This is a genomic window from Streptomyces sp. NPDC039424, from assembly GCF_055639495.1.
The window spans coordinates 21838-42696 of the sequence record NZ_JBVKAI010000006.1; the positions used below are offsets into that span (position 1 = coordinate 21838).

The 20859-nt window shown below is 68.8% G+C and carries 20 protein-coding genes and 6 pseudogenes; 14 read left to right on the plus strand and 12 right to left on the minus strand.

Annotated elements, in window-relative coordinates; all coding sequences use genetic code 11:
• Nucleotides 1-4 precede the first annotated feature (4 nt).
• The 4 genes and pseudogenes from ACZ7L0_RS16965 to ACZ7L0_RS16980 all read left to right on the plus strand — a co-directional run bounded on the left by ACZ7L0_RS16965 (nt 5) and on the right by ACZ7L0_RS16980 (nt 1698).
• On the plus strand, nt 5-613 hold the full coding sequence (locus ACZ7L0_RS16965) for a nitroreductase family protein (protein ID WP_471243619.1): 609 nt from the start codon (nt 5-7) through the stop codon (nt 611-613).
• A gap of 25 nt (nt 614-638) precedes the next feature.
• A pseudogene (locus ACZ7L0_RS16970) lies at nt 639-770 on the plus strand (MFS transporter); the annotation flags it as partial.
• Nucleotides 771-863: 93 nt separating this feature from the next.
• Complete coding sequence (locus ACZ7L0_RS16975) at nt 864-1457, plus strand: hypothetical protein (protein WP_471243249.1); 594 nt, start codon at nt 864-866, stop codon at nt 1455-1457.
• A 76-nt stretch (nt 1458-1533) separates the two neighbouring features.
• The gene (locus ACZ7L0_RS16980; protein ID WP_471243620.1) at nt 1534-1698 is read left to right on the plus strand and encodes a hypothetical protein; all 165 of its coding nucleotides are present in this window, start codon (nt 1534-1536) and stop codon (nt 1696-1698) included.
• Here ACZ7L0_RS16980 and ACZ7L0_RS16985 read toward each other — a convergent pair.
• Both ACZ7L0_RS16985 and ACZ7L0_RS16990 read right to left on the minus strand, forming a co-directional pair.
• Nucleotides 1621-1957, minus strand: a pseudogene (locus ACZ7L0_RS16985) (type I-E CRISPR-associated protein Cas7/Cse4/CasC); the annotation flags it as partial. The gene ACZ7L0_RS16980 and the pseudogene ACZ7L0_RS16985 sit on opposite strands and share 78 nt — an antisense overlap.
• Nucleotides 1958-2230: 273 nt before the next feature.
• Nucleotides 2231-3064 (minus strand): hypothetical protein, encoded by an 834-nt coding sequence (locus tag ACZ7L0_RS16990; RefSeq protein ID WP_471243250.1) that lies wholly within the window; start codon nt 3062-3064, stop codon nt 2231-2233.
• A gap of 149 nt (nt 3065-3213) precedes the next feature.
• Here ACZ7L0_RS16990 and ACZ7L0_RS16995 point away from each other — a divergent pair, with 149 nt between their 5' ends.
• The 3 genes from ACZ7L0_RS16995 to ACZ7L0_RS17005 all read left to right on the plus strand — a co-directional run bounded on the left by ACZ7L0_RS16995 (nt 3214) and on the right by ACZ7L0_RS17005 (nt 5215).
• Nucleotides 3214-3360 carry a hypothetical protein gene (locus ACZ7L0_RS16995; protein WP_471243251.1) on the plus strand — a complete coding sequence of 49 codons (147 nt, stop codon included), beginning with the start codon at nt 3214-3216 and terminating at the stop codon, nt 3358-3360.
• 409 nt (nt 3361-3769) lie between these two features.
• Entirely contained in the window at nt 3770-4990 is a 1221-nt protein-coding gene (locus tag ACZ7L0_RS17000) for a metallophosphoesterase (protein WP_471243252.1), read from the plus strand.
• A gap of 30 nt (nt 4991-5020) precedes the next feature.
• Nucleotides 5021-5215 carry a hypothetical protein gene (locus tag ACZ7L0_RS17005; protein WP_471243253.1) on the plus strand — a complete coding sequence of 65 codons (195 nt, stop codon included), beginning with the start codon at nt 5021-5023 and terminating at the stop codon, nt 5213-5215.
• A gap of 357 nt (nt 5216-5572) precedes the next feature.
• Here the strand turns inward: ACZ7L0_RS17005 and ACZ7L0_RS17010 are convergent, their stop codons facing one another.
• The 3 genes and pseudogenes from ACZ7L0_RS17010 to ACZ7L0_RS17020 all read right to left on the minus strand — a co-directional run.
• On the minus strand, nt 5573-6055 hold the full coding sequence (locus tag ACZ7L0_RS17010; RefSeq protein ID WP_471243254.1) for a GNAT family N-acetyltransferase: 483 nt from the start codon (nt 6053-6055) through the stop codon (nt 5573-5575).
• Between the two features lie 304 nt (nt 6056-6359).
• The gene (locus tag ACZ7L0_RS17015) at nt 6360-6602 is read right to left on the minus strand and encodes a transposase (RefSeq protein ID WP_471243255.1); all 243 of its coding nucleotides are present in this window, start codon (nt 6600-6602) and stop codon (nt 6360-6362) included.
• Nucleotides 6603-6640: 38 nt separating this feature from the next.
• A pseudogene (locus tag ACZ7L0_RS17020) lies at nt 6641-7006 on the minus strand (YbfB/YjiJ family MFS transporter); the annotation flags it as partial.
• 132 nt (nt 7007-7138) lie between these two features.
• On the opposite strand from ACZ7L0_RS17020, the gene ACZ7L0_RS17025 reads away from it, so the two are divergent.
• From ACZ7L0_RS17025 to ACZ7L0_RS17045, 5 genes and pseudogenes are all read left to right on the plus strand, one after another.
• Entirely contained in the window at nt 7139-7993 is an 855-nt protein-coding gene (locus tag ACZ7L0_RS17025; protein ID WP_471243256.1) for a LysR family transcriptional regulator, read from the plus strand.
• Nucleotides 7994-8094: 101 nt separating this feature from the next.
• Nucleotides 8095-8910, plus strand: coding sequence for an MBL fold metallo-hydrolase (locus ACZ7L0_RS17030; protein ID WP_471243257.1), 816 nt, complete (start codon nt 8095-8097; stop codon nt 8908-8910).
• A gap of 53 nt (nt 8911-8963) precedes the next feature.
• The gene (locus tag ACZ7L0_RS17035; RefSeq protein ID WP_471243258.1) at nt 8964-9368 is read left to right on the plus strand and encodes a tautomerase family protein; all 405 of its coding nucleotides are present in this window, start codon (nt 8964-8966) and stop codon (nt 9366-9368) included.
• A gap of 649 nt (nt 9369-10017) precedes the next feature.
• On the plus strand, nt 10018-11271 hold the full coding sequence (locus tag ACZ7L0_RS17040) for a L,D-transpeptidase (RefSeq protein WP_471243259.1): 1254 nt from the start codon (nt 10018-10020) through the stop codon (nt 11269-11271).
• A gap of 544 nt (nt 11272-11815) precedes the next feature.
• Nucleotides 11816-12183, plus strand: a pseudogene (locus ACZ7L0_RS17045) (LuxR C-terminal-related transcriptional regulator); the annotation flags it as partial.
• Between the two features lie 450 nt (nt 12184-12633).
• Here ACZ7L0_RS17045 and ACZ7L0_RS17050 read toward each other — a convergent pair.
• The gene (locus tag ACZ7L0_RS17050) at nt 12634-13449 is read right to left on the minus strand and encodes a class I SAM-dependent methyltransferase (RefSeq protein ID WP_471243597.1); all 816 of its coding nucleotides are present in this window, start codon (nt 13447-13449) and stop codon (nt 12634-12636) included.
• 353 nt (nt 13450-13802) lie between these two features.
• Nucleotides 13803-14096: pseudogene (locus ACZ7L0_RS17055) on the minus strand (hypothetical protein); the annotation flags it as partial.
• 560 nt (nt 14097-14656) lie between these two features.
• Here ACZ7L0_RS17055 and ACZ7L0_RS17060 point away from each other — a divergent pair.
• Complete coding sequence (locus ACZ7L0_RS17060) at nt 14657-15844, plus strand: hypothetical protein (protein WP_471243260.1); 1188 nt, start codon at nt 14657-14659, stop codon at nt 15842-15844.
• On the opposite strand, the gene ACZ7L0_RS17065 is transcribed toward ACZ7L0_RS17060, so the two are convergent.
• Nucleotides 15807-16268 (minus strand): transposase, encoded by a 462-nt coding sequence (locus ACZ7L0_RS17065; protein ID WP_471243261.1) that lies wholly within the window; start codon nt 16266-16268, stop codon nt 15807-15809. The two genes, ACZ7L0_RS17060 and ACZ7L0_RS17065, sit on opposite strands and share 38 nt — an antisense overlap.
• 319 nt (nt 16269-16587) lie before the next feature.
• On the opposite strand from ACZ7L0_RS17065, the gene ACZ7L0_RS17070 reads away from it, so the two are divergent.
• Nucleotides 16588-17529 (plus strand): GNAT family N-acetyltransferase, encoded by a 942-nt coding sequence (locus ACZ7L0_RS17070; protein WP_471243262.1) that lies wholly within the window; start codon nt 16588-16590, stop codon nt 17527-17529.
• Between the two features lie 86 nt (nt 17530-17615).
• Here the strand turns inward: ACZ7L0_RS17070 and ACZ7L0_RS17075 are convergent.
• The 4 genes and pseudogenes from ACZ7L0_RS17075 to ACZ7L0_RS17090 all read right to left on the minus strand — a co-directional run.
• A pseudogene (locus ACZ7L0_RS17075) lies at nt 17616-17808 on the minus strand (transposase); the annotation flags it as partial.
• 199 nt (nt 17809-18007) lie between these two features.
• Entirely contained in the window at nt 18008-19525 is a 1518-nt protein-coding gene (locus tag ACZ7L0_RS17080; protein WP_471243263.1) for a HupE/UreJ family protein, read from the minus strand.
• Nucleotides 19526-19530: 5 nt separating this feature from the next.
• Nucleotides 19531-20142, minus strand: a complete 612-nt coding sequence (locus tag ACZ7L0_RS17085; protein WP_471243598.1) for a DUF3500 domain-containing protein — start codon at nt 20140-20142, stop codon at nt 19531-19533.
• Nucleotides 20043-20747, minus strand: coding sequence for a DUF3500 domain-containing protein (locus tag ACZ7L0_RS17090; RefSeq protein ID WP_471243264.1), 705 nt, complete (start codon nt 20745-20747; stop codon nt 20043-20045). Before ACZ7L0_RS17090 ends, ACZ7L0_RS17085 begins: the two co-directional genes overlap by 100 nt.
• Between the last annotated feature and the right edge of the window lie 112 nt (nt 20748-20859).

A 20859-nucleotide genomic window follows, 5' to 3' on the forward strand; every position in this document is an offset into this window, starting at 1 on the left:
ACCGGTGCCCGAGCCGATCGTGGCGGAGATGGCGACGGCCGCGCACGCCGCAGGCGCACGCCTGTATGTGCCCGACATCGCCGGAACCCGGCGGCTGCTGCGCCTGACCGCCACAGCCGAGGCACGCAACCAGACTCACCCGGACCGCATCGCTGAAACACGTAACTGGATCACCGCCCCGAGCTCTCACGCCTCCTACGGCATACCCGTCACCGCCCTCGGCCCGCCCGACGCGGCAGATCGGATGCCGATGCGGGACTTCACCGGGGCGCTGCCCGCTCTCCGGCTCCCCGCCCTGTGGTTCGAACGCCACGTTCAAATGGCCATGCTGTGGACCGGCCACGACCGGCGGGAGGACTGGCTGCGAGCCGGCCAGGCCCTGCAGTACGTGCTGCTCACGGCGACCGCCCGAGGGCTGCGCACCTCGTTCCTGCACCAGGCCATGGAATGGCCCGACCTGCGGGCAGCGATGGCCCTCCCCGGGCACAAACGGTGCCATCCACAGCTGCTGATCCGCTTCGGCTACGGCCCCGACGGCGCCCGCACACCACGAGCACCGGGGTACTCCGCTACTCGTCCGGCTGGGCCCGCAACCGCTACCGAAACGGCCTGAGCGCGGCGGTCTCCCGGTCTTCGTCTACCTGCGGCCGGTGGTCACCTGGGGCGCCGTGATCAACATGGCGCTGATGGGCTACCAGGCGGTCCAGGTCGTGTTCCTGGTGCGCACCGTCGGGCTGAACCCGGCCGTGGTCGGGCTGCTGCTGACCAGCTTGGGGGTTTGCCACTGAAGGCCGACCGGGTGTTGTGGCGTCATGAGTACAAGTACTCATGACGTCCACCGAGCTGCGGGAAAGGATCGGAGGATGACGACGCCAAGGAAGACGGGAGCCCAGCTCGGGATGCTGCCGTTGGCGGTGATGGTCCTGCTGGCGGCGGGGTGCGGAACGCAGCGGGCCGGGGATACCGCCGACGCGTACCGGCGGTCGTATCCAACGCCGACCGGCATATCGACGCCGAGTACGCCAGCGGACTTCCCCTGCCCCGGCGAGAGCCCCAAGCCGACGGCGCCCACGGCCGCCACCACCCCCAGCTCAACCGTGCCGCCGACCGACCACTACGCCGAAAACCACGGCTTCACAGTTCCCATCCCGCTCCACGGCCAGAGCCGCTGCGACGGACTCACCGCCGTCGGACGCGTCAAGAGTGCACTCGAACCGCTGCGCCGGCGCGGCGACTTCGCCCCCGACAACGTCCGCAACGCGCTCACCAGCCTCGGTTACTCCGCCGGGAAGGTGCAGGCGTACCAGGACGGATCCGCCGGGGTCGGCTTCCTCATCGACATCGGCGTCTCTCCCTGGTGTGTGGAGGGCACGATGAGCAGTGACTCCACCAAGGCGGATGCCTTCGGCGGCTACCCCGACGGCACCGACTGCGAGCCCCCGAGCGGCGGCCACTGACCACAGCATCCGCCAGTGAAGAGAGGTCGCTGCGACGTAGCCGATGCCGGCTTCCGCTGCGGCCCACAGGCAGGCGATGAAGTCGACGATGCCGATCATCCCGGACCCGCACGGCCGCATCGACACCGAAGTCGTCGGCGTCGGCGACCATCCGGCCGAACAGGGCGATGTCGACGGAATGGCGGCTGTCCGCGATCTCCTCGACCCGCTCCTTGTTCTTCTTCTCCTTCAAACGCCGTGATGCCGCCGGCGCCGACGACCGCCAGGTGGGCCAGGCGGTCGAGTTGCCGGGCGCTGAGGAAGACCAGGTACTTCGCTTCCGGCGCCGGAGCGGGCTCGGACTCCTTGGCCGCGTCGGCCTTCCTCTTGGGCACCTCGGCCTTCAGCCCAGTCGCTTTGATCGTCTCGTCGGCGATCGCGAGGGCCGCCTCGCCGCTGAGGGAGGGATCGAGCGCGGTGATCCGCTTGGCGAGGACCTCCACGACCTTCTTCGTCCGCACGCCAAGCTCGCTCGGCTCCAGCAGATGCTCATCGCCTACCGAGCTCGTGCACGTTAGGAGCGGCCCTCTGCTGCTACAAACTGCTCTTCAAACTGGCGAATGAGCAGCCCCGTACGACGGACCGGAAGGTAGGCGCGGCTCTACCCACGCCGACCCAACGGTGGGGAACCGACGCAATGCGGTACTCGGGGTGACGGAATACGTGGGGCGCAAGGTCAGTCGGCTGGGCGGCTTCGACTCTCGCGGGACTCGCAGTGATGCGTCGGTGCCCCGCTAGCCGAGCTTCCGCAGCACCTCGGCGATGCTGGCCCGGTACGTCCCCAGCGCCTGCAGCCCGGCGGCGTAGCGGTCACGGTGCCTGGAGATGTCCACGGCCTGTTTCCGCGCCCGGACAGCGTGCCAGAGCTCGGCCGTGTGGTGGCGGCGCTTGCAGATGACGTCCGCGGCGGCGGTGGCCCGCTCCCGCGGTGTATGCCGGGTGTTACCGTCACTGCCCCGCTGCCAGGCGGTGTCCGTGTACGCCGCCACGGGGTCGGGATAGCGCGTGAATCCTTGTTCTGCCACACAGCGGGACCACACATCCCACGCCGCACGGAGGCGCGGGTCGCGCTTGACGGCCTTGTCGACCTCGATAGCCCGTGTACTTGCGTAAAGCCAGTCCCGCTTGACGTCGATGCCGCGCATCAGCCGCCGGTTCGACTCCGCGTTGCAGGCGGGGAAGTCCGCATACTCGGCGTTGGTCATGCGGCGGCCCTTCGGCCGCAGAGCCCGGGACTTTGCCGGGTCCCAGCCGTAGCCCCAGCGACGGGCGGCGTCGAGATCCAGAGCACCGTAGTCGGTGCCGACCGCGGTGGCGACAATGGGATCGCTGGGGTAGCGGGGGTCGAGCGGGAAGTCCGGGTGGCCGTGCTCCGCCATGCACTGCCGGACCAGCAACGCCGATGCCCGCTGCGATCGCTGGTAGTCCTGCGGCGTGTAGTCGTAGCGGTCGGCCGGGAGGGGGCCGAGGTCCGACGCCGTACGGATGACCTCCGGCTGTCCTGGACCGGAGACACAGACCGCCGCCAGCACCGCCACGACACCCAGTCGCCACCCCCGCATTGTCATGCCCAGGGATGGTAGCGAACAGCGTGCAACGGTCGACCATGGCCCCAGCAACTCATCCACGCCCGCCAGGACTCCAAGCGACAGAAGGCTCGATCAGGCGACAGCTACCGAGCCGCTCTGCAGACCGACATGCCGCGATTCTGGGGGAAGTGCCCACTCCGTCGCGGGACTCACACTCCGCCCTAGCCACGATTCAGCAGGTCAGCGAATACGGCACCGCCTTCGGCCTCTCCGACGAAGACCTGACCACCGCCGCCAATCAGTACAACGGACTGCTCGCCTCCTTCGCCGCCTGACCGCACGCCCACGACAACAGCCGCCTCCCGATAGCGTCCACGTCCGCGTTTTCCGTAGGGGTTGGGGAGCATGTGGATGTCCGTTCGGCCCGGGGCAAGGGCGTGGGTGACCATGAGGAGGCGCCAGCAGTCGTTGCCCGCGTGTTGCTGCGCCGCGCGTACCTTGCTCTCTCCCAGCTCGAAGCGCCTGCCGTCGCCCTGGGTCGCCTCTACTTCGAACATGTAGGGCCGCCGGCCGGAGCCGATCCGGAGTCAGGAGCAGAGTCCAACCGCGTGAGCCCGGGGCGAACTCGAAAGGCCACCTCGCCACATGGGGCTGCCCACCATGAGCACCCCGTCCGTCCGACCGGCCCGGGACGGCCGGATACAGTGCGCGTGACGGCAGCCTGATCGCTCAAGGAGGGGAAGCGTGACCGACACCAGCGAAACCCGATCCGCCGACAGTGCGGCGCACGCTACTCAGCAGAGCCGACTGCACCGCCTGATGCGCTACCTCCCCCTGATCGCCCCCGTCCTGCTGTGGACCGTGCCCTGCTGGCTGCTGCTGCACACCGGCCAGCACTGGCCGCCCCCTGTCACGCTCACCGGCACCGCCCTGTTCGCCCTCGGCCTGATCGGCATGCCGCTCGCGATGGTGCGCGGCCACGGCCGACGCCAGCAGGACTGGGCGGCGGTCATCGGGGACACCTTGCTGGGCACCATCTGGGTCCTGTTCACCTGGTCCGTTCTGCTCGGCGTCCTGCTGCGGCTCACCCTGACCGTGAGTGGCGTCGGCGACAGCCAGGACCGGGCCCGGATCGTCACCTGGGCGGTCCTCGGCGCAGCCGCCGTGCTGCTCACCTGGGGGTACGCCGAGGCCCGCCGAGTACCACGGGTACGCCGCCTCGACGTGCAACTTCCGCGCCTGGGAGCCGGGTTGGACGGCACGCGCGTCGTCCTCATCACCGACACCCATTACGGCCCGCTCGACCGCGCCCGCTGGTCGGCGCGGGTCTGCGAGACGGTCAACACGCTGAAGGCCGACCTGGTCTGCCACACCGGCGACATCGCGGACGGCACGGCCGAACGCCGCCGCGCCCAGGCCGCCCCACTCGGCACCGTGCAGGCCACCCGGGCCCGGGTCTACGTCACCGGCAACCACGAGTACTACAGCGAGGCCCAGGGCTGGGTCGACCTGATGGACGAGCTGGGCTGGGAGCCGCTGCGCAACCGCCATCTGCTGCTCGAACGCGGTGGCGACACCCTCGTGGTCGCCGGCGTGGATGACGTCACCGCCGAATCCTCCGGCCTCGCCGGCCACGGCGCCCACCTCGCCGGAGCCCTGCACGGCGCCGACCCCGACCACCCCGTCCTGCTCCTGGCCCACCAGCCCAAGTTCGTCGACCGGGCGGCAGCCGGCGGCGTCGACCTCCAGCTCTCCGGCCACACCCATGGCGGCCAGATCTGGCCCTTCCACCACCTGGTCCGCATCGACCAGCCCGCCCTCGCCGGCCTCAGCCGCCACGGCACCCGCACTCTCCTCTACACCAGCCGCGGCACCGGCTTCTGGGGCCCGCCCTTCCGCGTCTTCGCCCCGAGCGAGATCACCCTGCTCGTACTCCGCTCCCCGCAGCGGCCTCCCACGCCGTAGCGCCGGGCGGGCCGGCGGTTCCGCCTGGAGATGCTGCAGTGCGCCGGCACCCCGAAGAAGGGCTACGCATCCTGCAACGCCCTGCGCGGCACCAGCGGCACCACCGCCTTCCAGGAAGAGCAGGCGGCGAAGAAGGGCATCGCACCCCAGACCGTCCGGCCGAACTCCGCCGCGGACTCCCCACCGGCTACGGCCCAAGCGACCTGCAGTCGGCCTACGGCCTGACCTCCGCCGCCTTTGCCAGCGGCTCCGACAGGACCATCGCCATCGTCGACGCCTACGACGACCCGAACGCCGAGTCGGACCTGGCCAACACCCACCACAGTCAGGCTCTGATGCCCCTGTCCGGAGCCTCCCGCCGATCCGCTTCACCGCAGGCCTCACCGACGCCGTCCGGCCAAGCTCCACGGGGCAAGGGCTATGACTACTTCCACCTGCGCTGATGGCTGCACTGGCAACGCCTCACCCCCTACAGCGCTGGCGGTGGACCGAGGCGAGGGAGTCGCCGGGAGAGGCCGCTGGCGCAGGCGATCCCCGCCAGGCAGAAGCCGGTGCCCTGCGAACCGGCACACCGCGTCATTCCTAAGGAATGCGAAACTCGAATTCGGGACGGTCCCACGGCACGGCGGGCGGGTTCGCGAGCGCGGTCCCGGTCCGCACTGCACCGACGCGGTGGTAGAAGTCCTCGGCGGGAAGATGCGACACGACCTTGACACGGTCGAGCCCGGCGGCACGAGCCTCGGACTGCATGTGCGCGACGAGCAGCCGTCCAATACCACGTCCTTGCGCTTCGTCGGCGACGAACAGCAGGTCGAGCTCCGGTGGAGCCAGGACGAGCGAGTAGAACCCGATGACCCGGCCTCCATGCTCGTCGGCGCCGACGGCCACAAAGGCGCGGTGGGCTTCGATGTAATCAGGACCGACCCGGTAGCCCGCCACCGCGGATGCGTACTTACCCTCGTAGGCGCTTGAGCCACGCACGAGCCGCGTGAGCCGTTTGGCATCCCGCGCGACTGCCCTCCGTATCGTGATCGGCTGGCTGATCGGGGAAGTGCGTGAACTCATCGGGAGAGTATCTCGCACCGGGGAGTGCCTTCCTGCGGCGGGTCGGCTGCTCGGGCAGGCGTTCCTGCACCGCTCCCGGGAACCACTCGTGCGAGCGCCACCGATCTCACGCCGAAGCCGCGCCGGAGCGCTTCGGTGCGGCTTCGGCGTCTTACGGAAGTCCCCGCCGGAACCGTGTCTGGCGGGTCTCGCCGTGTCACAAGCGATCACACTGCCCCTATACCGGGGGTTATGCCTGTGTGCGCCTGACCAGGTGGAAGACCTCCCGGGCAGCGTAGCGTTTGAGGCATGGGACGATTTCGCGTCAGGTCTTGCCCTCCTTGCTGCGGCGTTCGTAGTAGTCCCGGGCGCGCGGGTCGACGCGCAGGCGGGCCTGCACGATCCGGTGCAGGGCGGCGTTTGCCTGCCTGTCGCCGCCACGGTCGAGGCGACGATAGTGCCGACTGCCCGAGGAACACTCGACAGGGCTGACCCCGCACAGCGCGGCGAAGGACGCCTCACTGTCCAGGCGCTCCGGGTTGTCCCGGTACATCCGGGCGATCTCCACGGCCCATCGCCTGACTAGGCCCGGTCGGGCCAGTACAAGATCAACGCGCTGGCGGCGCCGGCCACGAGGCGCAGCAGGAACCAGACGCTGCTGTCGTGGGTGACCGGCATGAGCGCCAGCGTCGCCACCAGCACGCCGAAGGAGCAACGCAGCACTGCGGCCGACCGTACGACGGCGGGTACGGCGATGCCGACCAGGGCGCCGGCGAGGTAGCCGATGAAGTTCGCGGTCGCGAGGTCGGCCCCGAGTGCCTAGGAGAGTCCGGCCTGGGTGTGCGTGAGGGGAAGGATCGGGGTGTAGACGAACCTGCCGATCCCCTGTCCCGCGGCGAGCGCTGCCGCCACCTGGGCAACGATCGTCCAGGGGGACCGCGATCGCGGACGGGGCGGGGCTGATGACTGCACGATCCTGTGCACCTTCCTGGTGGCGTTCCGTGGCCTACTCGCACGCTAGGCAGCGCGTGTACACCTGTGAAATGCCGGTTAGGCTGCCGCTATGCATGGCAGGCATGGATGCAGCGAAAGGGCGCATGGAGTATGGACGTCGAACTGCGTCACCTGCGAGCCTTCGCGTCCGTTGCGCGTCATCGGTCCTTCTCCCGGGCCGCAGGAGAGTTGCTGATCACGCAGCCGGCGCTCAGTCGCACAGTCGCGCAGCTGGAGGGCAACCTGAGCGTCCGCCTGCTCGACCGGTCCTCGCGGCACGTCGAACTGACCGATACCGGGGCGGAGTTCCTCATCCACGTCGAGCGGGTCCTCGCGACCCTCGACCAGGCCCTCGCCGTCGTGAGCCACCGAGTCACTCTGCGACTCGGATTCAGCTGGCTGCTGCCCGACCCCTGGACACAGCGGACCGTCAGCCGCTTCGAGGAGAGCACGGGAGCGACAGTCTCCCTGACCCGGAGCGACAATCCCCTCCAGGCGCTGCGTCAGCGCACCCTCGACATCGCGGTGGTCCGAGGCGAGGTCGACGCGCCACGAGGAGCGCGCATCTTGCACCTGTTCGACGAGCCGCGCACCGCCGTCTGCTCCGAGCACTCCGACCTGACCCGCTTCGACCATCTGGACTGGACTGACGTCCAGCACTGGACCCTCGTCGTCAACACGGTCAGCGGTACGACCGGCCCCTGGTCGTGGACGGCGGACCAGCGCCCGGACCGGATCATCGAAACGGCCAACTACGACGAGTGGCTGGAGACGGTGGCCGCCAACCGCGGCATCGGCATCGTCCCCGAAGTCGCGATGCGCCGTACGCAGCACCCCGCCGTCCGCTTCGTGCCCCTCACCAATGCACCACCGAGCCCGGTCAGTCTCGTCCACTTCCCCGACGCCCAGCGGACGCTGATCCGGCGGTTCCTGGACGCCGCCGTACCGGCCGACGCCCCGGATTGATCGCACCCTCCCTTCCGGCGAGCAGAATCTATGCCCGACACACATAGCTGGGTCGCCACCGGCATTTCTGCCGAGAGCGGGAAATCACTAGCGTCGATGACATGAGCGAAGCCCTGACCACAGTTCTGCCCCGACAGGAATCCGCGATCACCGTCCTGGGCGGCCCCACGGCCGTGATCGACCTCGGCGGCCTGCGCATCGTCAGCGATCCGACCTTCGACAACGCCGGCCCGCACGGGTACCTCACCAAGACGGCAGACCCCGTCGCCGACGAGGACGCCGTGGGGCAGGTCGACCTCGTTCTGGTCAGCCACGACACGCATCCGGACAACCTCGACGAGCGTGGCCGCGCCTTCGCGAAGGCCGCCCCGCTGGTCCTCACCGGGCCCCTGGCCGCCGGACGGCTGGGCTCGCCGGCCGCCGGCCTCGCACCGTGGACCAGCCATTCCCTGCCCCGCCCGGACGGCGGCGGCGACCTGACCGTGCTGGCGGTCCCCGCGGTCCACGGCCCCGAGGACGGCGAGCGCGACGCCGACGGGAACGTCAACTGCGAAGTCACCGGGTTCGTGCTGTCCGGGCAGGGACTTCCCACCGTGTATGTGAGTGGCGACAACGCCTCGATCCGTACGGTCGCGGAGATCTCCCGCCAGGTGCCCGACATCGACGCGGCCGTCCTGCACGTGGGAGCGGCACGCGTCCCGGCGAAGTTCGACGGGCGCCCCCTCTCACTGGACAGCCGCGCCGCCGCTGCCGCAGCAGCTGTCCTGGGCACGGACACCGTCATCCCGGCCCACTACGACGCCTGGGCCCACTTCACCGAGGGACTGCCGGAGATCGAGCTGGCCTTCCACGAGGCAGGGCTGTCCTCCGTACTGCAGGCCGCACCCCATGGAACCTGGGTGCAACTGAACCACTGATCCGCCCTCACCGACACACGCATCAGCAACAGGACGAGCAAGGAAGGACACACATGCCATTCGTACGGATCGATCTCATCCGCGGACGGCGTCCCGACGAGGTGAGGGCAATCGCCGACGCGACGCACCAGTCGCTCCTGGATGTGCTGGACATCCCCGAGCGGGACAGGTTCCAGGTCATCACCGAGCACGACGCGGATCACGTCATCGCCCTCGACGCCGGCCTCGGCTTCGAGCGAAGCGACAAGCTGGTGATGATCCAGATCTTCACCCAGTCCGGACGCACCACCGAAGTCAAGCAACGCCTCTTCCACACCATCGCCGAACAGCTGGAACCCCTCGGCATCAGCGGTGAGGACGTCTTCATCGGCATGGTCGAAAACGGTCCTCAGGACTGGTCGTTCGGCTTCGGTCGCGCCCAGTACACCGAGGGCGACCTGGCCGTACCCGGCCGCTGACACCATTCACCCTGTAACCGGCCGCAGGTACGCTCCTGCCCACGGGCCCATGTGGAGGTCGACGTGGAGCTCGCCTGCGAACCTCAATTCCGAAACGATCAATTAGAGGACGCGCATGGACGGCATGCGACGTAAGCGGGACAGCAGCAGGCGACGGTGGGGACAGCCCTTGCCGAGGAGCGCCGATGAGTCAGGACGGGTAGCGGCACCTGCCCGTCCCGAATGACAGCGGACGGCTGACACGCAAGGAAGTTGCCCGGCTGAATCCATGTCTTCGACGCGATCGACGAGCGCCGCACTCGCGCGGACTACCTCCAGGTCGCCGGCAACTGACGAGCGGCCGATCGCGGTCGACCCGCGCCGCCAGGAAAGCGGCCACCTCCGACCCCCTCCTGAAGACCTGGCCGCCCCAGTACGCCGGGACCGCCACAGGTGTGAGGCGCACCTCGGTGCCGTGGACGCGCGCGGCGTCACAGAGGGCCCGCCATAGCTCGTAGGTCCAGGTCCAGGTCCGCAACCTCGGCGACCTGCTCGACAATGCGTGGCCTTCACCACAATTTACCCATTTATGAACAAAGACAGCCTTGAGTGGTTTCAAGGCTAGTTGCACTCATTCGGCGATCAGCACAGGGATGCAAAGACCAGTGGCATGGAGAAGCGCTTGATCACGCTCTATAAACGACGCACCGGGCTGGTGGCTACGGCCGGCGCACTCGGGGGCGTACTCGCACTCACGGCCCTCGGCGGTACAAGCAACGCTGCCACCAGCGACAACGATCCCGGGAACCACCCGAAATCGCAGGAGCAGGTAAATCAGGCGGGCGCCCAGGAAACCTCCGACGCCCGAATAGAGATCAAGCCCGGGCAAGGTGCCTACGACGTCGGGCTCAACGCCCCGGTCGGTGTCACCGTCAGTAACGGCAAGCTCACCAAGGTGACCATGACCGCCGTCGCGACCGGTGCCGAGATCCCGGGCACTCTGTCCGCGGACGGCACCTCCTGGAAGCCGAAGGGCCGACTGGAGCGTGCCACCAAGTATCAGATCGCCGCAGAGGCCGAGGACGCCAAGGGCCGCTCCGCCACCGGCAACGCCACGATCACCACAGTCTCCCCGGCCAACGACTTCGTCGGGCATGTCTCCCCCGGGGACGGCTCGACCGTCGGCGTGGGCATGCCGGTGACGGTCAACTTCGACATGGCGATCAGCGACAAGGCCGCCGTGGAGTCGGCGATCCAGGTCAGCTCCAGCAGCGGCCAGCGGGTCGTCGGGCACTGGTTCAACGATCACCGCTTGGACTTCCGCCCCAAGAATTACTGGAAGCCCGGCTCCACCGTCACCGTCAAGCTCAACCGCCACGGCATCCAGAAGACGGTCACGTTCAAGATCGGCCGGAGTCAGATCAGCACCGTGGACGCAAAGACGAAGCGGATGACCGTCGTCCGGGACGGCAAGACGATCAAGACGATCCCGATCTCGTCAGGCAGCCCCGAGCACCCGACGTACAACGGTCAGATGGTGATCTCCGAGAAGTTCAGGCAGATCCATATGAACGGTGCGAGCGTCGGCCTCACGGAGAAGGACGGCAAGCCCTCGTACGACATCAAGGCCGTACCGCACGCCATGCGCCTGACCGACTCGGGCACGTTCATCCACGGCAACTACTGGGGTACCGACTCGGTCTTCGGCAAGGTCAACACCAGCCACGGCTGCGTAGGCCTGAAGGATGTCAGGGGCGGCGGCGACGGCAGGCAGCCCGCCGCGTGGTTCTTCGACCACTCGATGATCGGTGACGTCGTGATCGTCAAAAACTCTGCGGACAAGACCATGTTGGCCCCGGACAACGGCCTCAGCGATTGGAACATGTCGTGGAGCGAGTGGGTCGCGGGCAGACCGACCACCTGACACCACGCCACTCTCCACGCAGCCGAACCGGCATCCCTTCCACCAGGCGGTGGCCGACACCATGTCGGCCACCGCCTGCGGCTTCAGGACACTCGGACAGCCCTCGGCCTGGGGGCCCCGCACCCGGTACGCGGGGGCCGGATTTCGCGACGCCGATGCAGGCGGTGTTCACCACAGTGTGGGCAATGCTGTCCAGTCCCTGGCGGGCGAGGTCCTGCTCCAGTCGTGTGGTTCCGTTGGAGGCCAGGGTCGCGGAGGCGACGTCGCGGATGCGGGTGAGCAGGTACACATGCTCCAGGTCGACGAGCGGGAGGGGTTCGCTGCAGGCGGCTACGGCGGCGCGGGCCCGCTCCTTCGAGCCGCAGTTGTCGGCGAGGTCGGCCGCCACAGCGGATCTCCACTGTTCATGGCGGGGTGGACACGGGCCGGGGCGAAAGCCGCGGCCGCGAGTGCGCCGGAGGGCAGCCCGTGGGCGTGTTCGATCTCGTTTCGGCGGGCCGGTGCCGCAGGAGGCCGTCGACGTCGCAGAGGACGGCGGCATACGGCCGGAGCCGACGGGTTCCTGCTCAAGGACACCGACCCGGCCGAGATCCTCCGTGCCGTCCACCTGGTGGCCGCCGGATCGGCGATGCTCCACCCCACCGCGGCCCGTCGCCTCATCGACCGCTACCACGCAACCAACCAGCCCCAGGCCACCGCGCGGCCCAGGCCAGCCTCGACCGGCTCACCCCCCGCGAACGCGACGTGCTCGCCCTCCTCGCCCGCGGCGACACCAACGCCGACATCGCCACCCGTCTCGCCATGCGCGAGAGCACCGTCAAAGCCCACGTCAGCCGCATCCTGACCGCCCTGCACGTCACCAACCGCGTCCAGGCCGCCCTCCTCGCCCGCGACGCAGGACTCGCCAGCTGACGCCGGCCCTGCCAGGACGGATGGATCTCGCGGACCGGATCGACCAGCTGCAGCGGGAGCTCGGCCGCCTGTAAAGCGTGACAAGCACCACCGGAACCCGCGCGCCGAAGCGGCAACACCACTGCTCTTCCACTCGGGGCCGCGCCGCCCCACGGGGAACATGGGTCCCTGCTCTACTTCATTCACGCTGGTTCAAGGCCCTGGTCAGCTGTCGGTTGGCTTCCCTGGCAGCCTCCAGTTCGGCTCCGCGCTCCTCCAAAGCCGCGGTCAGGTCGACGGTTTGCTGTTCGAGGCGAGTGATCGCTCGCTGGAGTTCCTCTACGTCGACTTTCGGGCGAACTTCAGTGGTCGTAGGCGGTCAGTGCGCGCATGACTGGCTGACCGCGCATGAAGCTACCTCCACTCATCAGGCCCCCTTGGCATCGATCATCCAGGGAACCGGGAGGCGCTCTACCGGCGGACCGCCGAGATCAGTCCGCCGGGCCGCTCCTCGCGCTGCGGCGGGGTGCTGATCGGGCGGCCGTAGGCGGCAGCGCGCTCGCGCAGGGTGTGGCTGTCGGCCTCCCAGCCGTGCCCGGCCAGCCAGCCGACCGGGTCGTCGGGCATCTCCGAGATCCACATGGACGCCGCCGATCCCGGCGCGGCGTCCGCGCCGAAGCGCTCGATCACGCCGCGCGAGCCCAATGTCAGCCCCATCCGACTGCCTGCCGCCGACTGCGTGCTGATCCGAGCCAGCAGTAGCTCCACCGCATCCTCGGGCAGATAGATCAGTAGTCCTTCGGCGATCCACGCGGTCGGGACGGCCGGGTCGTGCCCTGCGGCGGCCAGCGCGCCTGGCCAGTCCTCACGCAGATCCACCGCGACGGTGATCCGCTCGCAGCGCGCGACGGCCCGCTCCTGGCGCAGCACCGAAGCCTTGAAGTCCAGTGGGGCGGCGGTGTCGACCTCGAACAGCCGGGTGCCCTCGGGCCAGTCCATCCGGAAGGCCCGGCTGTCCATGCCGGCGCCGAGCAGCACGACCTGCCGGACCCCGGAGGCGGAGGCCTGCTGCAACAGGTCGTCGAGGAATTTCGTCCTGATGACGATGGAGAACGACACGGCCAGCCGGCGGCGTCGCGCGGCCTCGTCATCGGGCAGCGGCGGCGAGGAGGGCCACAGGCCGCCGGCGGTGGCGAAGGCCTGTGCCAGTGGGTCGTGGAACAGCGCGTTCTCCCGCTCGGTCTCCAGCGCCCGCACTCTGGCCACCCCCACCGCCGTGGCCCACACTCCCGACGGCTGCGCCCGCTCCTGCTCATCAGTCACCGCGCCAGCCTAGATGGTCGATTCTAAGGGGCCTGATGAGTGGAGCCAGCTTCATGCGCGGCCGGCCGATCATGCGCGCACTGACCGCCTACGACCGCTAAAACCACCATTACGCGAAGATCAACAGGAACCCTGTGTACGCGACCACACGAAGTGGACCCGAGCCTGAGTTTCGAGACCACGTGTCGGTCAGCGCCGGGAACGCCTCGGCCCTGGTCCCGTTGAGGCGTTCGTGCCGCAGTCGCACCGCCCGGGAGTCGGAGCGGAGTCCGACTTATGGGATGTGACGGGCGTCCGGACGGGCAGATGGTGGCCTGCTATCTGTTCAGCTTCCGCTTGTCGTATTCGGGCAAGGCCGTACACCGGATCTTTGCGTCCGGCGGGCAGGAAGCGTTCTTTGAGGGCCACGTGCACGCCCTTAGCGTTTGGGGTGGGGTGCCAACCGGCAAGGTCCGCCACGTCAACTTGTAGGCGCACACCGCGGCGTGCAGCTTGGACTCCCCCGAGTCCTTCTTGTTGTTGGCGCCGGAGCCCTTCTTGTGGCCGGGGTCGGCGGGCTCGACCCATAGGTTGCGGGAGTCGTTGGGGTCGCCGCCGAGCTGCAGGCTGACTGGGCGAGGCAAGCATGTTCTAGTGCCCATTCGAAGCCTTCACGGGTGATCTCGATGGCGAGGGCAGTTTTGCGCTGAGCGTTGCTGTGTTCAGGGCGGCAGGGCGGGCGGGTTCGCAGCGGTCCGTCGCCGCTCGTCGTGCCAGCGATGGTGCCCCGTACGGAGGGAGTCCGAAGGCTCGAAGTTGTTGGGCCAGGCCGGAGTGGCGGTCTCCAGGATCCCAGGTGCTCGCGCCGGAGTCCTGCCGCGCGTCGAACCGGGCGTCCGAGGTCGGCCGCGACGACGTCGACGTCCATACCCTTCGCGCAGCAGCGTACCGAGCACCGGCCGATGAGGGCGGGGTCGACCGGCTCACGGGGTGGGGTGGCACACGGGGGACCAGGACGCGGTCATGGTACGTGCGTCAGTTGGCGGGACTCACGGCGTCCGGTGGGTGCGATCGCAAGGCGGAGAAGGCACCGGGGTGCAACTGTTCGGGATCGGCAAGAGTCTAGCGATCGAAGGGTTGTTCTCCTGGAAAACACCGTCCGTTTGCCCGCTTTCCAACAGAGGTTCTCTCCATGCCAAGGCCCCCACACAACCGTCGCGCCTCCCGTGCCGCTGTTGCCGCCCTCGGCGCTGCCGGCCTGATCGCCCTGGCCGCGGCTCCCGCCGCCATCGCCGATGAAACCGCACCCGAGTTGGTCATTGGAGGCATCGAGCCGATCGACGGGGTGAAACCGGGGAGCATCTTCGATCTGCCGGTCACCGTGGCGAACAAGGGCACCGGAGCCGCCGAGAAGGTGTGGGTCTCCTACTCCGTCACCCGGGGACTCGACTTCGCGGAGGTTCCCTCCAACTGCCGAACACAGCAGGTCCGGTCCTATGACGAGATGCCCGAGAGGTGGACCGCGGTGTGCGCGTTCGACCAGGCGGTGGAACCGGGCGTCGTCTACACGCCCGAGAGTCCTCTCCGTGTCAAGGCTCTGGACCGCGCACTCAACGACGAGCTGCGCCTGCGTGTCGGGGACAACGATCCGGGGGTGGACGACAACGGCACTCCGCCGGTGGCGGGAACCGCACCGGCGGTGAAACTGGTCGAGGGACAGGCCGGGGGCGAGGGGTCCGCGCCAGTCGTCGATGTGCCTGTCACCTCCGTCAACACGGCCGACTACCAGGTGACAGGTGCCGCGTTGAAGGGGAGCGTCGGTGAAACGGTGCCGATGAAGGTGGAGTTCACCAACGCCGGGCCCGCCTGGGTCATGGCCAAGGTGGGGGAACGGTCCGTCAGGATCATGATCAGACCTCCCGCCGGAACGTCGGTCGTGAAGACTCCCGGGTTCTGCAAGGCCAAGGGTGAGGCGTACGACTGCGGCACGAGTCAGCGGGCTCTCAACGAGGGCGGCCGAGAGACCTACGCCTTCAAGCTCAAGATCGACAAGCGGGTGGCGGACGCCAAGGGCTCGGTGGCGCTGAGCACCGAGGCGCGGCCGTTCGACCCCGACAAGGCCAACGACAAGGCCGACATCACGCTGGAGGTCACGGGTGAGGGGTCGACCGGCTCGACGGGCGGTTCGACCAGTGGCTCGGGCGGATCGGCCGGCGGGTCGTCGCCGACCGGCGGCGACGGGACGACGACGGATGGCGGCAACCTGGCAGAGACCGGCTCCTCGGCGCTGCCGATGACGGGTGCGGCTGTCGCGGCGGTGGTCACGGGTGCGGGCACGCTCCTCATCGTGCGCCGCCGCCGGACCCAGGGCCTGGGCTGACGACCGTCCGACGCGAGCGGTGGTACCCGCCCCGGGCCTCTGGTCCGGGACCTCCGCGCTGCCTTGATCGGTGGCGCCTCAGGCGGTTCCTGGTTCCGAGCCCACTTTGCGGTGGGAGGGATTGTGCTCCTCCCGCCGGGAGTTCGGCCTGGAAGGGGTCGCGGCGGTGCGGAATGATCAAGCCGGTACCTCGGTAGCCGCCGTCGGCGATCACCGTGGTCTTGCCCACGGTGGCTCGGGCTCCAGCGAGCTCCCAGGCCTTGCAGTCGTTGCGGTTGCCCGGAACTGGCTGGCCAACGGGGATGACGAGTCGTGTGTCGGCGTCGATGACAACCTGGTGGTTGGTCGAGTACCTGCAGTTCTTGGACTGCTCGGCGACCGCGTGGTCACGGGTGGGGGCCGGCGTGCCGTCCACGACCGGCACGCTGTTCTTACGGAACCGCTGGCGAGGGTGCCGGGCAAGGGACGGGGCGACATGCTCGATGATGCGGCCGGCGGCCGACTTTGAGATCCCGAAGACTGGTGATCATCGCATCTGGCAGAGCCCTTAAATCGCATGCGGCTGAGATGTTGATCGTCTATACCTCGACGGCAGGGTCCCGCGCCGTCTCGCGTGTTGATCCCGCCGGCCAAGTAGTGGCGAGTCGGGTCAGCGGCCTGGTCGCCGAGCAGGCAGGAGGAGGGAAGGGACGGCGTCGTGCACCTGGTTCATGCACTCGACCGCGCTGCCTATGGAGCCTTACGTGACAAGTGACCTGATCTTCCGCCCCATTACCGGTCTGGAGGAGATCAACCTCTTCAATGCTCTGCCTGGCCCCTACAACGACCGTCTCGCAGAAGATCTCCAGAACGGACACTGCAGCGCCGACTGGATGTGGCTGGCCCTACGAGACGGCCGACCGGTGGCACGGGTCGGCTGGTGGTCCCGCGGCGGCATCAGGCCCGAAGTCATGGAGACCCTCGACATCGACGACGCCCACGGCGACCCGCTCCGGATAGACATCGGCGCGCATCTTCTGCGCACCGCCCTCACCGCGCTCTTCCCTGCGGGAACCCTGCCGCCCCCGTACGTTCTCCAGCCCCTCCCGGCGAACTGGAGAGACGACTCCACCACTGAACGTCGCATCAAAGACCGGATAGAGGTGGTGGAGCGCACCGGCGGCAAGATTTTCGTTGAGAGGCTTCGCTATCGCTGGACGTCCAGCACACCAGTGCCTTCACACCGTGGCAGCCTGACCTTCCGCCCGGTCAGCAGCGATGAAGACGCGATCGATCTTCTTACCCGCATCCTTCCGGGCACGCTGGATGCCTACAGCCAGGCCGACGTCGCCCGTTCCTCAGTCAACGACTACGCACGCGTGCAGTACCACGACGAACTGCTGAGCTATCCCAGTCCGCGCGCATGGTGGCGGATCGGGGTCCGCCCGGACGGCGAACCGATCGGCTTGGTTGTTCCGGCGCAAAGCCCGTACGGCTTCGTGATCGCCTACCTCGGCGTGATCGACGGCCACCGAGGCCAGGGCTTCGTCAACGACCTGCTCGCCGAAGGGACCCGCCTGCTGGCTGCCCAGGGCGCCGAACGCGTCACCGCAGACACCGATTTGGGAAACCAGCCGATGGCCCGGGCATTCGAGCGTGCCGGGTATGACAACTTCGCTGGACGCATCGATATGCGCTGGGACTGATCGGCCACCTCCTAACCTCCGCCCTCGCCCCTCCCCTCCCCTCCCCTCCCCTCAACCCTCTCGCCCCTGGCCACTGACCTTCGAGGGCCGAACCCGAGCTCCTGGGGAAGGTGTTCCCAGGCATCCGGCACGTAGGACGAACAGGTTGTCCTGGAACACCAGCCGGTCCGGATGCCGCTTGCGCCCCGGGTGCCGGGCCCGCCACTCCACATTCGGCAGCAGCGGCTCAATCACCGCCCACAGCTCATCGTCAACTTCCCACGGCTTCGGCCGCGCCAGTGTCGCAGCCGGCGCGCAGGCAACGGCGCGCCTCCCGCTCGGACCTGCTGCCTCGACCGCGCAGCGCAGCGGCGTCTCGTACTCCCGCTCACGGGCTTCGCACCCGCTCGCAGGCAGACGTTGTGGGCGTCGCGGCGGGACTGCCGACGACCTCCCAGGAACCTTTGACTGTGCGGCTGGCCAAGCGCCGGAAGATCGCTCAGGTGGGCCGCACTCCTTCAGCTGCCTCAGGAGAACCCGGTGGGGTGCTTGCCGTCGTACAAGTGGAAGCCGACATAGGCGCTGCCCGGCCGGACGCCTCCGGGTGCCGATCACGCCCTTCCGCTGGGCACGGCACACCGGCATCGTTCCGGCTCCCGACGCCTCCTCGTTCCGCTGTTCGCGGGCCGCCATGAAGGCGAGCGTCGCTGTGTGGCAGCTCGTCCGTCGGCCCGGTGTGCGCAGCGCTCGCCGCGTCGCCGTCCAAGCCACCGGGCATCGGGTAGCGCAGGCGGGCGGCGACAGCGAGTACCGCAACCGCCCCGGCGACGAGTAAGGGGTGTCCGACCAGCCATGTCTGGATGCCCTCGAACGGGTCGCCGGAGGTCAACGTGGCGCGTTCGAGCATCCAGGACACCGAGAACACGAGCCCGATGGCGGCCACACCGATGCGGAACGCGGGGTAGATGCTCGTGCGGTCGAGGACGAGCAGTGACGGCATGATCAAGGTTACGACCAGCAGCTGGGTCAGTTCGATGCCCAGGTTGAAGCCCAGCGGTGTGGTCACCAGCGACCCGCGGTCCAGGCCGAGGCCGCTGATGAGCGAGGCGAAGGCGAGGCCGTGGACGAGGCCGAAGCCGGCGGCGATGAGTACCTCGCCGCGCGCCACCAGCGGCCGCATCGCATGGACCGCGGAGACGGCGATGGAGAAGGCGATGAGCGTCTCGACCGGCGGTGACGGTACGTGGAGCACTCCCGAGGCCGCCAGGGCGAGGGTGAGCGAGTGGCCCACGGCGAAGGCCGACACGACGCGTACGGCACTGCGGCGCGGCGTGGTGTGTGCGGCGCGCCATCGGCCGCCGGCAGCCGCCAGCGGGGCGGGGATGAGCAGCATCAGCAGGAACAGCAGGTGGTCGGCGCCCTCTCCGACGTGTTCGATGCCGAGCTGTGCGGTGGTGGCGAAGCCCTTCAGCCAGGAGCCCTCACCGGCCGGGACCCGCAGGCTCTTGGTGTCCCAGTCGAGGACTCCGAGTGTCTTGGCGTCGTCCGTCTTGAGGATGCCGCGGTCGAAGTCGTACCGGACGGTGGCGATGACCTTGTGGGTGAGGAGTTCCTCGACGATGACGTCGTAGCGCAGACGGAAGTCGGTGACCTGTCCGTGCGGCGGGCGGATGGTGAGGGGGTAGACGAGGTGCGCCGTCCCGTCGATCGTCCGCACCGACCCCGTGCCGAGCGCGACCGTCCACGAGTTGCCGTCCTCGCCGACGGCGCTGATGTGCCGGGCCGTATAGCGCTTGAGGAAGGACCGGTCCTGGCTCAGGACAGCGGTGGGGGTGAGGTCGCGGTCAACGGCGATCGCCAGGCGGTCGATGGGCAGCTGCACCTCGCCCTCGACGCGGTCGTCACGGATGTCGAGCAGGACGGCGGAGGTGCTCATCGGATGGGCGCCGGCCGGCGACGCGAGGCCGCCGACCAGCAGGAACACCGCGAGCAGCAGAGGGGAGATGAGACGGCGCACGGATGTCATCGCCAGCCGTAGTCGGAGGTCTCGTCCCGGAAGATCGTGTGCTGGTGGATCTCGTCGGTCGAGGCGCCGGGCTGGTTGGAGAACTCGATCCAGGCGGACGGTCCGTCGAGACGGACATACGTCTGGTCGTTGTCGATGGTGGTTCCGCCGCTCCATCCGATGTACGTCTCGTCGTACTCGGAGACGTACTTGGCCAGGAGCCGTGCGGCGGCCTTCTCGTCCAGGTCGTCGACCCAGGTGCGCAGCATCGCGGTGACCTTGGCCTGCTGCTTCTTGGTGAGACTGCTGACCAGGACGCCCTCGGGCTGTTCCGGGAAGGGGCCGTCGTTGCCGGGGCCGAGGTAGAGGTCGTCGAAGCTGCCGTCGATCTCGGCGGCGGCCAGTTCGCCCGCGGTCAGTGACTGGATGGCGCCGATGGTGGCGGCCCGCTTGTCGGCGAGCGGGGCGTAGGCCTTGTCGTCGAGGACGAACTCCTCCGGCTCGACCGCGGTCAGGGTGGGTGACATGGTCACGTTATTACCGGCGTAGGTGATGTTGTACGCCGCGTGGTGGCCGTCGTACTGGACCGTGAACTCGCCGGTCCGGCTGGGCTGTCCGAAGAAGGAGATGTAGTACCACTCGGAGCCGAAGTTCGCGCCTCCGCCGCCGCCTGGGCCCCGGGACCGCCGGGCCCGCCGGTGGCGCCGTCGGTCGGAGCTCCGGAGGGGGGCGTGCGCGTGGCGGTCGGAGAGGCCGACGCGCTGTCCCCGGTGTCACCACTGTCCGACAGCGAGGCGAGGTAGTCGTCGGCCTTGCGGATCTCGACGAGCTCCTCGTAACCCTGCTTGCTGAGCGCCGCCTCCATGACCTTCATGGCCGCCGCGTCCTGTGCGTCGGTGAGGTCGCCCAGCTTGAGGCCGTTGCGCGCGACGACGGGTGTGGGGAAGTTCGACCAGCCGGTCTTCTTCGCCGCGTCGTCGAATTCGTACAGGACGGCGTCCTTCTGCTCGTCGGACAGGGTCGCGAGGAAGGCGTCGGCGGCCTTCACGACCTGGGCGGTGTTGGCGCCGCCGGCTCCGGTGCGGGCCGCGGAGGCCGGGATGGCCTGCTTGGCGACCGCCGCCGAGGCCGACCCGGGGTCGAACGCCGGATAGCCGACTGTGCCGAGCGCGACGCTGAGGCACGCGGCGAGCACCACGGGCCGGCGCAGTACGGGGCGGGAGTGGGAGGACACGGGACTCCTGTGGGGTAAGGGTGATGGACATGGCTCATCGTGGGAGAGCGGTCTCAGAGCGCGGCCGGAGCCGGTCCGGAATTGGATGAGAAGCGGCTCACAGGACGCTGTG

What these genes read in the sequence shown, in the direction of transcription:
- ACZ7L0_RS16990 (WP_471243250.1), bottom strand. Translation starts at nt 3,064, where the DNA reads ATGACAATGCGGGGGTGGCGACTGGGTGTCGTGGCGGTGCTGGCGGCG.
- ACZ7L0_RS17030 (WP_471243257.1), top strand. Translation starts at nt 8,095, where the DNA reads ATGAGCGAAGCCCTGACCACAGTTCTGCCCCGACAGGAATCCGCGATC.
- ACZ7L0_RS17010 (WP_471243254.1), bottom strand. Translation starts at nt 6,055, where the DNA reads ATGAGTTCACGCACTTCCCCGATCAGCCAGCCGATCACGATACGGAGG.
- ACZ7L0_RS17060 (WP_471243260.1), top strand. Translation starts at nt 14,657, where the DNA reads ATGCCAAGGCCCCCACACAACCGTCGCGCCTCCCGTGCCGCTGTTGCC.
- ACZ7L0_RS16980 (WP_471243620.1), top strand. Translation starts at nt 1,534, where the DNA reads ATGAAGTCGACGATGCCGATCATCCCGGACCCGCACGGCCGCATCGAC.
- ACZ7L0_RS17035 (WP_471243258.1), top strand. Translation starts at nt 8,964, where the DNA reads ATGCCATTCGTACGGATCGATCTCATCCGCGGACGGCGTCCCGACGAG.
- ACZ7L0_RS17040 (WP_471243259.1), top strand. Translation starts at nt 10,018, where the DNA reads ATGGAGAAGCGCTTGATCACGCTCTATAAACGACGCACCGGGCTGGTG.
- ACZ7L0_RS17005 (WP_471243253.1), top strand. Translation starts at nt 5,021, where the DNA reads ATGCTGCAGTGCGCCGGCACCCCGAAGAAGGGCTACGCATCCTGCAAC.
- ACZ7L0_RS17025 (WP_471243256.1), top strand. Translation starts at nt 7,139, where the DNA reads ATGGACGTCGAACTGCGTCACCTGCGAGCCTTCGCGTCCGTTGCGCGT.
- ACZ7L0_RS16975 (WP_471243249.1), top strand. Translation starts at nt 864, where the DNA reads ATGACGACGCCAAGGAAGACGGGAGCCCAGCTCGGGATGCTGCCGTTG.